We start from the raw sequence: 14478 nt of genomic DNA on the forward strand, positions 1-14478 counted from the left end.
AAGTTTTTCCATATTTAAAGTGTTCTTAGATAACTAAATTAATTAATCACTTATACAATAATACAAAAAGTACATAAACCCATTTATATTCATTTTACTGAATACAAATGGGTTTATGTTTAAATTTCAAATTTATCTTGGTCTATAATTTCATGTTGTCGATTTCTTAATTTAAGTTCTGCTTGTCCAATTGTTTCATCAATTATTAATTCGACATAGCTTTCTTCTATGCTACTTCTAGATTGTGAAATACTTCCAGGATTAACCACATGAACACCACCAATAGTTTCATGTTTTGCCACGTGTGTATGTCCGTAAAACGCAAACTGACATTCATGTGCTTTGGCTTGTTCAGCTAACTGCATACGACTACGATTCACACTATACAGATGACCATGCGTACAAAAAGCCCTTACACCATTGGCTTGCACTACTTCTTCATTTGGAAATTCTGGATAAAAATCAGTATTGCCTTTTACTCTATAAAATTGACTTAGCTCTGTATCATCATATGAAAATTCAGAATCACCTAAATGAATTGCAACATCAACATCTTTATGATATTGTAATACATCATATAAAATACCTTGCTCTGTATGATTGTCACTAATTAATATCCATTTTGTCATTGTTATTCACCTTCTAAGTATGCTTTCAACTTATCTATTGCTCTGCCGCGATGACTGATTTCACTTTTTTCTTCTGGCGATAGTTGAGCCATTGTTTTATTTTTATCTTCTATATAAAAAATTGGATCGTAACCAAATCCATTGTCGCCAATTTTACTCAAGGTAATTTCTCCTTGTACTGTTCCTTTAAATTGCTTAGTTTCTTCGCCAGGTGCACTCATACTAATGACACATACAAATTGCGCCTTTCGATTTGTTTCAGCTTCAAGATTCGCTAGTACTTTTTCAATATTAGCATTATCATCTTTATCTAAACCAGCATATCTGGCGGAGTAAACACCTGGTTCACCGTTTAATGCAAACACTTCTAGCCCACTATCATCAGCAATTACTCTCTTATTCAATGCTTTAGCAGCAGCTTCTGACTTTAAACGAGCGTTAGCTTCAAAGGTATCACCTGTCTCTTCCACGTCGAACCCTTCAATAATTTCTGAAATACCAATAACATTATAGTCTGGGAAAATAACTTTAAAATCATTTATTTTACCTTTATTATTAGTTGCAATTACAATATCTTCCATTATTTCGACTCCTCACATGTTACTTCTATTCGTTCTACTTTCACCTTCATATTTAACCATTCTTCAATAATACGCTCAATGTGTTCTGTATCACCTGTTGCAAAAAACTTATGCTTCGGTTTTCTTTTATAACCTGCGTGTTCATTGCTAAATGTTAATAATGCACTCACTTCTCGTGCAGTTTCTAAACCAGATGAAATGACAACCTTTTCACCACCAAAATATTCATTGATTGGCTGATATAATAATGGATAATGCGTACATCCAAGAATAATCGTATCCGCATCACTATTACGCCATTGTTTAAGTGTTTGATGCATAACAATACTTGTAATAGTTGGATCCTTGTAACGCATTTTTTCTACTAAAGGTACAAATCCAGGACATGCAACACCTGAAACTTCAACATTAGGATTAATATTTTTAATATGGTGTCTATATGCTTCCGATTTTATTGTACCTTCTGTACCGAGAATTAAAACATTTTGATTCTTTGTTGTCATAATTGCAGTGCGTGCACCTGGTTCAATAACACCTATAACCGGTATTGGCAATAAACTCTGTAAATGGTTTAATGCTACAGCAGTTGCTGTGTTACACGCAATTACTAACATTTTGATATCAAATGTCATAAGTTTTTCAGCTAATTCTGTCGTGAATTTTCTAACTTCTGAACCTTCTCTTGGTCCATAAGGGCAACGTTGAATATCCCCTAGATAATAAATGGTTTCATTTGGGAGTTGGCGCATAATTTCTTTCGCAACTGTTAAACCGCCGACTCCTGAATCAATAACGCCTATTGGTTTATCCATATTTGACTTCATCCTCAATTTATTTACTTAATCTTTATTTTAGCACAGTCATAAATTCAAAATCATTTATCATGATTTAAAGTAGGTATATTTTTTAAATTATATATAATATTTCCACCAATTTTTATCTATTTTAAAATATGCTTCTTAAATGAAGTATAAAAAAAGAGACTTAACATCTGTTCAGCACAAATGTTAAGCCTTGTTTACCATAGTTTAAATATTAGTTCACTTGATGATCTGAACCAAAGAATGACTTAAACATATGGAATGAAGTTTCTCTATTTAAAGCTGCAATTGATGTAGTCAACGGAATTCCTTTAGGGCAAGCGTTAACACAGTTTTGAGAATTACCACATTCTTGTAATCCTCCACCACCCATCAATGCATCTAATCTTTCATCCTTAGTCATAGAACCTGTTGGATGTAAATTGAATAATCTAACTTGGGAAATTGCTTGCGCACCAACGAAATCATTTTTACTAGTAACGTTAGGACAAACTTCTAAACATACACCACATGTCATACATTTTGATAATTCATATGCAGTTTGACGTTTTTTCTCAGGCATACGTGGACCTGGTCCAAGATCGTAAGTACCATCAATTGGTACCCATGCTTTCATTCGTTTTAAGTTGTCAAACATTCTTGTACGATCTACTTGTAAATCACGAATAACTGGGAAAGTGCTCATAGGTTCTAATTTAATTGGTTGTTCTAATTGGTCTACGATAGCTGAACAAGACTGTCTAGCTGTACCATTGATTACCATAGAACATGCACCACAAACTTCTTCTAAACAGTTCATGTCCCAAACAACTGGTGTTGTTTTTTCACCTTTACTATTTACTGGATTACGTCTGATTTCCATCAAACATGCAATCACGTTTAAATTTTCTCTATATGGAATTTCAAATTCTTCTTCATATGGTTTAGAATCCGAGTTATCCTGACGTTTAATTATTAATTTAATCGTTTTTTGTTTGCTTTCATTATCTTTTACTGGAGCTTCATTTGCTTCTTTAATCTCTGCCATGATTATTTACCCCCTGTAGACTTAGTAGAATAATCTCGTTTACGTGGTGGAATTAAACTGATATCAACTGGTTCATAAGTGAACTTAGGTGCTTCTGATTTACCTTGATATGTCGCAAGTGTTGTTTTCAACCATTCTTCATCATTTCTATCTGGGAATTCTGGTTTGTAATGCGCACCACGAGATTCATTACGGTTATATGCACCAATCGTAATTACACGTGCTAGAACTAACATGTTCCATAATTGACGAGTAAAGAATACTGCTTGGTTACTCCAAGTTTGTGTATCTTCGATATCAATATTTTGATAGCGTTCCATCAATTCTACAATTTTCTTATCTGTTTCAAGTAATTTTTTATTATCACGTACAACTGTTACGTTAGCTGTCATGATTTCCCCTAATTCTCTATGAATCTTATAGGCATTTTCAGTACCTTTCATAGTTAATAGTTGATCAAATTTTTCTTGTTCTACTTGAACTGCTTTTTCGTACATAGCATCATCTAAGTCAGTGTATGACTTTTCAATATTTGCAATGTAATCTAAAGCGTTAGGCCCTGCAACTGTACCACCATAAATAGCAGAAAGTAATGAATTGGCACCTAATCGGTTACCACCGTGTTGTGAATAATCACATTCACCAGCTGCAAATAAACCTTTAATGTTAGTCATTTGATCATAATCTACGTATAGTCCACCCATTGAGTAGTGTACTGCTGGGAAAATCTTCATTGGTACTTTACGTGGATCGTCTCCAGTGAATTTTTCATAAATCTCAATAATACCACCGAGTTTAACATCTAATTCATGTGGATCCTTATGTGATAAGTCAAGGTAAACCATGTTTTCACCATTGATACCTAATTTTTGATTCACACATACATCAAAAATTTCACGTGTAGCGATATCACGAGGAACAAGGTTACCATAATCAGGGTATTTCTCCTCTAAGAAATACCAAGGTTTACCGTCTTTGTATGTCCAAATACGTCCACCTTCACCACGAGCTGACTCACTCATTAATCGTAATTTGTCATCTCCAGGAATCGCTGTTGGATGAATTTGAATAAATTCACCATTCGCGTACATTGCTCCTTGTTGATATACAATTGATGCTGCAGAACCAGTATTAATCATTGAGTTTGTTGTTTTACCAAAGATAATACCTGGGCCACCTGTTGCCATTATTACAGCATCCGAACCGAATGATTCAATTTCAGATGTAGTCATATTTTGAGCAACAATTCCTCTAGCCATATTATCGTCATCTTTGACTATTCCGAGGAATTCCCAACCTTCATATTTATTAACTAATCCATCTACTTCAAAGCTTCGAACTTGTTCATCCAAAGCATAAAGTAATTGTTGTCCTGTTGTCGCACCAGCATATGCAGTACGGTGATGTAATGTACCACCAAAACGTCTGAAGTCTAATAAACCTTCATTTGTTCTGTTAAACATTACGCCCATACGGTCTAATAAATGAATGATTTGTGGTGCTGCTTCTGTCATGGCTTTAACTGGTGGCTGGTTCGCCAAGAAGTCTCCACCATAAACTGTATCATCAAAGTGAACAGCCGGTGAGTCACCTTCACCTTTAGTATTAACTGCGCCGTTAATACCACCTTGTGCACACACAGAGTGTGAACGTTTAACTGGAACTAATGAGAACAAGTCCACATGTGCACCTTTTTCTGCTGCTTTAATTGTTGACATGAGACCGGCCAGTCCACCACCGACAACAATAACTTTCTTCTCTGCCATAAATTGTCACTCCCCTAAATATATAACTAAGACTTTTAAATTATAAAAATGCGAGAATAGCGCTTAAACCAATATAAGACACTACGATAAACACGATGAGTGATACCCATGTGAAAATTTGTTGTGATCTTTTAGATTGTAGTACACCCCATGTTACTAAGAATGACCATAGACCATTTGCGAAATGGAATGTTACTGATAACATACAAATGATGTAGAAAATTAACCAAAATGGATTAGACACGATATCATGTACCATATCAAAGTTAACTTCATGACCTAATGCACGTTGGATACGTGTTTGCCATAAGTGAATCGCAACAAATATGAATGTTAATATTCCAGTCAAACGTTGTAACAAGAACATCCAGTTTCTAAATCTTGAGTAATGTCCTACATTTTCCTTCGCTGTAAAAGCAATATGTACACCATAAACCGCGTGATAGAAAATCGGAATATAAATGACTACAAATTCCAATACAATTAAAAAAGGTAATGATTCCATAAAGCCTGCCGCTTTGTTAAATGCCTCCACGCCTTTAGTAGCTTGATGGTTTACTAACAAATGGACAAGTAAGAATCCACCTATTGGAATTACGCCTAACAGTGAGTGTAAGCGTCTTAAATAGAATTGATTTTTCGAATATGCCAAAAGGAAGCCCCCCTGTGAAACAAATAAATTTATTTGGTATTCTTTCATACAGTGTATAGTAAAGCGTTTACTTATTTAGTAAAGTTGATGCTAGACAACGAATAAATTTAACGGTGACATGTAAATTAAACTTATTCGTTGTACATCTAATTTAGCGTTGAAGCATATTCCTGATTTAAAATTACATAATTGCTAAAATATGATGCATAATTGATAATATTTCTCAATTATAAAACGCTTACATATACTGTTAAAAAAAAGAATCCCTGTTATTAGATATTGTAACACTAAAATATAAGATTTTGGGCATGAGAATGATTCTCATGCCATAAATTTTGTCACTTCTTGTCATCTAAAGCTTGACGAAGGTTTTGTGCAACCTTAACTGGTAAACCTGCTGCCTGTAATTCTTCAACTGATGCTTCTTTCATTTTCTTGATTGAGCCGAATGTACGTAATAATTTTGTCTTGCGCTTTGAACCTATACCTTCAACCGTATCAAGTACAGATTGAAGACCTGTCTTTTGTCTTGTTTGCCTATGGAAAGTAATCGCAAAACGGTGTACTTCATCTTGAATACGATGTAACAGATAAAATGCCTGGCTATTTTTCTTCAGTGGTATGATGTTGGCTTGTTCACCGTATAATAATTCAGATGTTTGGTGTTTATCATTCTTTTGCAATCCTGCAACAGGAATATCTAGACCAAGTTCATTTTCAAGGACATCAATTACACCATTCATATGTCCTTTACCCCCATCAACAATAATTAAATCAGGTAAAGGTGTACCTTCATTCAACACGCGAGTATATCTACGGCGCACAACCTCTCTCATTGACTTGTAATCATCAGGTCCCTCAACCGTTTTGATTTTATATTTTCGGTAACCTTTTTTATTTGGTTTACCATCTATAAATGACACCATTGCTGATACTGGATCTACACCTTGAATATTGGAATTATCAAATGCTTCGATTCGAATTGGAGTCTGTATCCCCATTCTATCTCCCAATTCTTCTATAGCCTTAATTGTGCGTGACTCATCTTTTGATATTAATTCAAATTTATTTTCTAATGTAACTTCTGCATTATGCTTTGCTAGATCAACCATTTCTTTTTTCTTACCTTTTAATGGTTGTATTATTTTAGTATCAACAACAGACTGAATAATATCCTTATCTAAATGATTAGGTATATGAACTTCTTTTGGCAATATATGTTGATTTAAATCATAAAATTGACCAATAAAGGTATAAAACTCCTCTTCTGGTGTCTGTTGTACTGGAATCATAGTTGCATCACGTTTAATCATATTCCCTTGTCTAATGAAAAACACTTGGATACACATCCAGCCCTTAGATACGCTATAACCAAATACATCTCTTATAGTATTATCGGATGAAGTTATTTTTTGCTTTTTAGTTAAATTATGAATATGTTGAATTAAGTCTCTATATTCCTTAGCTTGTTCAAAATCTAACTTTTCACTAGCGTCTAGCATCTTTTGCTCTAAATTATTTAAAATGGTCTTATCTTCTCCATTTAAGAAATCCGATATCTCTTTAGTCATTTCAGCATACTTTTCTAAATCAACAGGATAGACACAAGGCCCCATACATTGACCAATATGGTAATATAAACACAATTTATCTGGCATTTTGTCACATTTTCTAAAAGGATAAATACGATCTAATAGCTTTTTAGTTTCTTGCGCTGAATATGCATTAGGATAAGGTCCGAAATATTTACCACTATTTTTCTTTACTGTTCTCGTAACGATTAAGCGAGGATGCTTTTCTTTTGTAATTTTTATAAATGGATAACTTTTATCGTCTTTAAGCAATATATTGTAACGTGGTTGATATTGCTTTATTAGATTTAACTCTAGCAATAAAGATTCTGTCTCACTAGAAGTTACGATAAACTCAAAATTACGAATCTCACCTACAAGTCTAGTCGTTTTAGCATCATGTGCTCCTGTGAAATAAGATCTTAAACGGTTACGAAGCTTCTTAGCCTTACCAACATAGATCACTTGATCATTACGATCTTTCATTAAATAACAACCCGGTTCCATAGGAACAACTGACAATTTTTGTTTAATTTCAGCCTGATAGGTTTCCATTATGTGTCCTCCTTTCTATTATAATATTTTATTGACTGCTGAAACTTGCTCTATATTATAAAATAACAAATAACTGTCTAGCAATATATAAAATTGCTTGCAAATTGAAAACTGGGACATTAAATAAATAATGTCCCAGTTCTTCTTAGTTTGACTTATAAGTGTTTATCTAAAACTTCTGCTAAGTTTTCTTTAGGTTGGAAACCAACTACTTTATCTACTGGTTCACCATCTTTAAATACGATTAAAGTTGGGATACTCATAACTTCAAATTTAGCAGCTGTTGATGGGTTTTCATCAACATCTAATTTTAAGATATTAGCTTTACCTTCATAGTCTCCTGCTAATTCTTCTAATACTGGTGCTATCATTTTACAAGGTCCACACCAAGTTGCCCAAAAATCTACTAAATTAACTCCTGATTGAATGTTTTCATCAAAGTTTGAATCTGTTACTTTTACGATTGCCATAAATGCCAATCCTCCTTAAATTTCAAATGATGAGCAAATTATAACAGACTTTATATTATTCTGCATAGCTCTTGCTCACGTTTATTTTAATTCTGCTACGGTTACACCAAAGCCACCTTCACTCGGCATACCATTTCTATATGATGCCACACTTTTATGCTGTTTTAAATGGTTTTGAACACCTTTTTGTAAGGCACCTGTACCTTTTCCGTGTATAATGTAAACTTGTTCGTAATTGCTCAACACAGCTTGATCAAGATATTGATCAACAGCTACCATCGCCTCATCATAACGATAGCCTCTCAAATCAAGTTCCATTTTCACATCTTGTCGATTTTGTCGTCGAACCATTTTTGTAGGTTGCTCTTTTGTTTTTTTCGTTTTCTCTAAATCTTCAATTGGTAATTTCATTTTAATAATGCCCATTTGAACTACAGCTTCATTTTCGTCAATCAACTCTAATACTTCACCTTTTTGTCCATATGTTAATACTTTCACTTCATCGCCGGCTTTAATTTCATCCCACTTTTGTTTTTGAACATTTTGTTTTAGTGAAGTTGATTCATATTGATCGTCTAGTTGTTTCTTTTTATCTATAAGTTCATGCTCTTTTACATCAGCACCCTTTTTATCTCTTAATTCTCGCAATTCTTTAAGTATTTCATCCGCTTCTTTAGTTGCTGATTTCACACGTTGATTTGCTTTTTCTTTAGCTTGTTCTAACATTTGCTTTTCTTGATTTTGATAATTCTCATATTGCTTTGTTAATGATTGATGTGTTTCTTGTGCTTCTCTTAACAGTTGTTCTAATTCAATACGCTGTTCATCAACACGTTTAGAGTTATATTCGAGTGAAGCAATCATTTCATTTATTTCTTGTTCGTCTTGTCCAATCATTGATTTAGCTTTTTGTATAATTTCAATATTTAAACCTAATTTTTTAGAAATATCAAAGGCATTTGAACGACCAGGTACACCCATAAGTAATTTATATGTTGGGCTTAATGTATTTACATCAAATTCAACACTGGCGTTCATTACACCTTGTCGATTATAACTATAAGCCTTTAATTCTGGGTAATGTGTCGTAGCCATAACTAGTGAACCAATTTCATGAACATGGTCTAATATACTCATAGCTAAAGCTGCACCTTCACTTGGGTCAGTGCCTGCACCTAACTCATCAAATAATATCAAACTATTTTTCGTGGCACTTTTTAATATTTCTACAATATTTTTCATATGAGATGAGAACGTGGATAATGACTGCTCTATAGATTGTTCATCACCGATATCACAGTAAACATTTTCAAAGACACTTAATTTACTACCATCCAATGTAGGAATTAACAGACCAGATTGAGCCATCATTATAATAAGCCCCAATGTTTTTAATGTAACCGTCTTACCCCCTGTATTAGGACCTGTAATAATAACAGTTTCTATATCGCTAGCAAATTCAATCGTATTGGCAACCACTGTATCTTTGTCTAGTAATGGATGGAATGCTTTAGGTAAATATACTGTACGCTCTGCTGTAAATTCTGGTTTCGTACCCTTGATTGTTGTTGCATAGCGTGCTTTTGCCGTTAAAAAGTCAATTTGACCTATGATGGACTCTGAAACTAAACAAGCATCAGATTCTTCTGCTACTATACGTGTTAATTCCGTTAATATTCTTTCACATTCAACTTTTTCATCATTACGCAAACGACTAATTTGGTTATTCATTTCCACTATTGATGATGGTTCTATATATAATGTCTGACCTGAAGCTGATTGATCATGCACAATTCCACTAAAATCTTGGCGATATTCAGCTTTAACTGGGATAACATTGCGTTCATTTCTGACAGTAACAATTGCATCCGACAATTTTTTTTGGTTGGACTGACTTTTAACTACTTTGTCTAAATTTTGTTTGATACGTTGTGTCGTACTAGAAATTTTGCTACGAATGCCTTGTAGCTCATAACTAGCATTATCGAACAAGTCATACGCATCACATTTTTGATGAATTTCTTGAAATAAATCATTTAGTACCGGTAATTGTTCCATTCTATCGTTCAGAATTGGATATTTGATTTCTTCATCTTCTTCTAGAATCCCATTATAGAATGTTTTATATTGATTTTGAATTTGAATCAAACGTTTAATCGCATTTAATTCTCTAACATTCAAGACACCACCAATATTGGCTCTATGAAGTAATTGAGTCACTTGTGATAAACCACTTAAACTAGGCATACGATGTTTATTGTATATTTGTGCGATTTCATCTGTTTCATTCATTTGAAATTCAACAGTTTTAAAATCCGTTGCTGGACTCATTTCTGCTACTTTAGCTTTACCTATATCACTCATTGTTTCTTTTTCGACGAGTGCTTTAATTTTATCGAATTCTAAGACATTTAATGACTTCTGTCTCATACAATCCCTCTATTTCTTCATTTTAATATTGTTTTCAATCATTGATTTAAACGCATCTCTAGACATAGTATTTATTACTCTATCTTTAGCTACAAACCCTTTTTGTGCAGTTGCAACGCCATATTGCATAAACTCCAAATGATCAATATGATGTGCATCTGTATTTATAGTCAATTTAACATTAGGATGTTTTTTTAATGTTTCAGCATTTAAATCCAAACGCTTAGGATTGGCGTTAATTTCTAATATAGTATTTGTTTTTTCCGCTAATTCACATAGTTGTCCAATATCAGGTTCGTATCCAGGTCTTCTACCAATAATACGACCAGTTGGATGTGCAATATGCCTTACATAAGGGTTATTACACGCGTTTTCTAAACGACGCATAATCTCTTCTTGTGGTTGATTAAAGCTTTGATGAATTGCCGCAATAACATAATCTAATTGCGCTAAAATTTCATCTTCATAATCAAGACTCCCGTCTGGTAGGATGTCCATTTCAATGCCTGAATATATATCTATTTCTTTATATTTTTCATTCAACTTTTTAATTTCTTCATTTTGACGTAACAAACGTTCAACAGATAAACCATTTGCTACTTTTAAACTTTGGGAGTGATCTGTAATCACCATGAATTCATAGCCTTTAGCAATATTAGCTTTCACCATATCTTCAATACTAAATGCGCCATCACTATAGGTAGTATGCATATGCAAATCACCTTTAATATCACCGAGCTGTATAATATCTGTTAAGTCTTTGTCAAATTCACTACCATCTTCACGAATTGCAGGTGCAATCCAATCTACATTGAAATGTTGGTAAATTTCCGCTTCACTTTGATATTGTAATAATTCACCGTTTTCAGTCTCAATACCATATTCGCTAACTTTTTCGCCTTGTTCTTTAGCTAATTGTCTAATGCGAATATTATGATCTTTAGAACCAGTGAAATGTTGTAACGTGTGATAAAAGGCTGCAGGCTCAATTAACCTGAAATCCACACCTATAGTTTCATCATCATATTCAAGCTCTAATGATACTTTTGTAGCACCCACTGCAACTTCCTTTACTTTATTGGGAATTTGTAACAACGCTTCTTGCACCTTTAAAGGTGACTGTGTACTGATAATAAAATCTAAATCTTTACTCATTTCTTTAAAACGTCTAAAGCTACCTGCCACCTCAAATTTTTCAATTTCAGTAATTGTAGCTAAATATGCTTTAATTTCTGTGTTAAGCCCTCTCATTTGATCAATTGGATACTTTTCTTTTTTAGCACCTAGCGCTTTAACTGCTTCTAAAATATTTTGCTCAGTTTTTTTAGCGAAACCACTTAATGCACTGACTTCGCCATTTTCACATGCACGTTGTAATGACTCCTTATTATCAATATTCAACTCTTTATATAATTTGGCAATTTTTTTACTGCCTAAACCTTGAATTTTCATTAATGGGATAAGCCCTTCCGGCACTTCTTTCTTTAATGTATCTAAAGTAGAAGTTGTACCGTGTTGTCTATATTCATTAATGACTTCACCAACGCCTTTACCAATCCCTTTTAATTCAGTTACATCTTCAATCTCCTCTAATGGACGTTCATCTATTTCTAAACTTTGTGCCGCTTTTCTATAAGCAGAAACTTTAAATGTATTTTCTCCTTTTAATTCCATATAAACTGCTATTTTCTCTAATAATTGAATAATATCTTTTTTCGTCATTACCTTCACCCCATAAAAAAAGGTCAAGACAAGTTACCGTTGCTCTATCAACAGTAAATCGGTTGTGCCCTGACCTCCTATATTTTATTAATATATTATATGTTTAATTGTTGGAAAATTTATATATTGACCACAAAAGTAGATATAAATGGTATATGTGAGATTAATATTTCAGCAATAAAAGATTGCGATAACTGTGTTTGGATGATTGATAAAGGATACAATGCCATAGCATAAATTAAAGTAGTGCATATAATTATTGACGAAACAATACTTAAGAGTACACCAATCAACCGACTCAACATAAACATTTTTTTATATTTGATTATATTATCAAAGCAAACAATTATAGCATAACAAAGAACCTTCGTAATTGTAGCTACAATTAGAAATGCAACTAAATGGTCAAAACGTAACTGTAGATTATCAAATTGAAAAGCAAAATGCATATCATAAGCTCGAGTTTTTGGGAATGGTATAAAGAGCTCTAAATACTGTGACAACTTAATAAAGCACTTTTGTGCAATGTACAATGATAAAAAAGTCGCTCCTAAATGCATAATACTTAACCATACGCCTCTTCTAAACCCAATCATGCCTATGTATAAAAAAATTACTATGATTAATAAATCAATTAACATTAATCTTCACTATTTTTTAATTGCTTTATCTCTTGTTGCAAACGGTAATTTTCTTCTTCTAATTGAACTTTTTCATGCATAATATTAACAGCTGTTAATATCGCTTTTCTTGTAGTATCTAATCCTGTACTTTTTCTTCCTAGAGACTTAAGCTGTTCATCCACTAGATGTGCAACATATCGAATGTGCTCAGGATTATCTTCACCTACAATTGTATAATGTTGATCATTTATCGTTACGTTTATCCTATTTTTAAATTCGCCCATAGTATAACTCCTGACTTAATATAAATTTCCGAATAAAATAAAATTTGTCCTAACATATAACTTTCAATATTTCTAATTTAGAATATTTATCACGAACCATTATACACGACTAAATATTATTTTGTAAGAGGTGTGATTTGTTATATTTGAAAAAATTTATAGTTCGAAGATTTCAAATAATTTTAGAACAATTGAACGATTGCGATATCACAGTTATTCATGCATATTGTTGTTGGGTAGTGTGTATGTTTCATCCTATGGTATGATGAAAACTGTCAATCGAAACAGTAATTTCAAAAAAGAGAGGCAATCAAATGTCAAATGTAGTATATAAATTAACAAATCCTGAAATTCAACAATTAATGTCGAAAATTAACTGCGACACAAGCAAACTACCACAAGGTATGAAAGCCAAAGCCAAATATAAAAACACATCCATTTCCATTTACAACTCAAATAAAGTTATGTTTCAAGGCAAGGAAGCTTCAGCTGTGGCAGGTCAATTGCTACCTAATCATGCAAATACACAAACTGCATCAAAGCATAAAACTACACAATCAAAGATAAATTATAATCAATTTCAATGCATAGGCAGTGATGAAGCAGGAAGCGGAGATTATTTTGGACCACTTACAGTGTGCGCTGCCTATGTTTCAAAAAAACATGTTCAAGTTTTAAAAGAACTCGGAGTTGATGATTCAAAGAAATTAACAGATAAAAAAATCGTCGAACTTGCAGAACAAATTGTTACATTTTTACCTCATTCATTACTAACGATGCACAACACTAAATATAATGAGAAACAATTAGCTGGCTGGTCACAGGTAAAGATGAAAGCTGTATTACACAACGAAGCGATAAAAAATGTTGTAAATAAAATCGAAACAAACGAATTGGACTATATCGTTATTGATCAGTTTGCTGAACGTGGTGTTTATACGCGTTATGCATTAAGTGAGCTTCCACATAGTGACATTACTAAATTCGAGACCAAAGGTGAATCAAAATCTATTGCTATTGCGGCAGCAAGCATTATTTCACGATACGCATTTGTCAAATATATGGATCAAATTTCTGCAGAAGTTCATAGCGAAATTCCCAAAGGCGCAAGTAATAAAGTTGATTTAGCCGCTGCAAGAATTATCGAAAAGAAAGGCATTACCTATTTAGATTCTATTTCAAAGAAACACTTTGCAAATCGAAATAAAGCACAGGCACTTGTTGACAAAAAACGACATTCATAATCAAATTTACATCTCATTTAGAACCTAACATTGCAGTTGTTTATATCTTACTTCACAAATTGTATTTCACACTAAGCCTTGAGTTAACGGTTAATCGTTTGTT

The 14478-nt window shown here is 33.1% G+C and carries 13 protein-coding genes; 1 reads left to right on the plus strand and 12 read right to left on the minus strand.

What is annotated here, in order from left to right:
• Positions 1 to 119 precede the first annotated feature (119 nt).
• From JN168_RS08455 to zapA, 12 genes are all read right to left on the minus strand, one after another.
• Entirely contained in the window at positions 120 to 629 is a 510-nt protein-coding gene (locus JN168_RS08455) for a YfcE family phosphodiesterase (protein WP_042738945.1), read from the minus strand.
• Positions 630 to 631: 2 nt separating this feature from the next.
• Positions 632 to 1210 (minus strand): XTP/dITP diphosphatase, encoded by a 579-nt coding sequence (locus JN168_RS08460; protein ID WP_042738946.1) that lies wholly within the window; start codon positions 1208 to 1210, stop codon positions 632 to 634.
• Positions 1210 to 2022, minus strand: a complete 813-nt coding sequence (gene racE, locus JN168_RS08465; protein WP_042738947.1) for a glutamate racemase — start codon at positions 2020 to 2022, stop codon at positions 1210 to 1212. Before racE ends, JN168_RS08460 begins: the two co-directional genes overlap by 1 nt.
• Before the next feature lie 223 nt (positions 2023 to 2245).
• A complete protein-coding gene (gene sdhB / locus JN168_RS08470; RefSeq protein WP_042738948.1) occupies positions 2246 to 3058 on the minus strand; it encodes a succinate dehydrogenase iron-sulfur subunit in 813 nt (270 codons plus the stop codon).
• 2 nt (positions 3059 to 3060) lie between these two features.
• Positions 3061 to 4824: a succinate dehydrogenase flavoprotein subunit gene (gene sdhA / locus JN168_RS08475; protein ID WP_042738949.1), complete on the minus strand. Its 1764-nt coding sequence runs from the start codon at positions 4822 to 4824 to the stop codon at positions 3061 to 3063.
• A gap of 40 nt (positions 4825 to 4864) precedes the next feature.
• Positions 4865 to 5476, minus strand: a complete 612-nt coding sequence (locus JN168_RS08480) for a succinate dehydrogenase cytochrome b558 subunit (RefSeq protein ID WP_042738950.1) — start codon at positions 5474 to 5476, stop codon at positions 4865 to 4867.
• A 338-nt stretch (positions 5477 to 5814) separates the two neighbouring features.
• Positions 5815 to 7602, minus strand: a complete 1788-nt coding sequence (gene uvrC, locus JN168_RS08485; RefSeq protein ID WP_279525766.1) for an excinuclease ABC subunit UvrC — start codon at positions 7600 to 7602, stop codon at positions 5815 to 5817.
• Positions 7603 to 7757: 155 nt separating this feature from the next.
• On the minus strand, positions 7758 to 8072 hold the full coding sequence (gene trxA, locus JN168_RS08490) for a thioredoxin (protein ID WP_042738952.1): 315 nt from the start codon (positions 8070 to 8072) through the stop codon (positions 7758 to 7760).
• Between the two features lie 81 nt (positions 8073 to 8153).
• Positions 8154 to 10502, minus strand: coding sequence for an endonuclease MutS2 (locus JN168_RS08495; RefSeq protein ID WP_279525767.1), 2349 nt, complete (start codon positions 10500 to 10502; stop codon positions 8154 to 8156).
• A gap of 9 nt (positions 10503 to 10511) precedes the next feature.
• Complete coding sequence (polX, locus tag JN168_RS08500) at positions 10512 to 12224, minus strand: DNA polymerase/3'-5' exonuclease PolX (RefSeq protein ID WP_279525768.1); 1713 nt, start codon at positions 12222 to 12224, stop codon at positions 10512 to 10514.
• A gap of 119 nt (positions 12225 to 12343) precedes the next feature.
• Positions 12344 to 12865 (minus strand): CvpA family protein, encoded by a 522-nt coding sequence (locus JN168_RS08505; RefSeq protein ID WP_042738955.1) that lies wholly within the window; start codon positions 12863 to 12865, stop codon positions 12344 to 12346.
• On the minus strand, positions 12865 to 13131 hold the full coding sequence (zapA, locus tag JN168_RS08510) for a cell division protein ZapA (RefSeq protein ID WP_042738956.1): 267 nt from the start codon (positions 13129 to 13131) through the stop codon (positions 12865 to 12867). The genes JN168_RS08505 and zapA overlap by 1 nt, the downstream gene beginning before the upstream one ends.
• A gap of 314 nt (positions 13132 to 13445) precedes the next feature.
• Between zapA and rnhC the strand changes: the two genes are divergently transcribed.
• On the plus strand, positions 13446 to 14375 hold the full coding sequence (rnhC, locus tag JN168_RS08515; protein WP_279525769.1) for a ribonuclease HIII: 930 nt from the start codon (positions 13446 to 13448) through the stop codon (positions 14373 to 14375).
• Positions 14376 to 14478: the final 103 nt, after the last annotated feature.

The organism is Staphylococcus gallinarum (assembly GCF_029774255.1).
Lineage (GTDB): Bacteria > Bacillota > Bacilli > Staphylococcales > Staphylococcaceae > Staphylococcus > Staphylococcus gallinarum.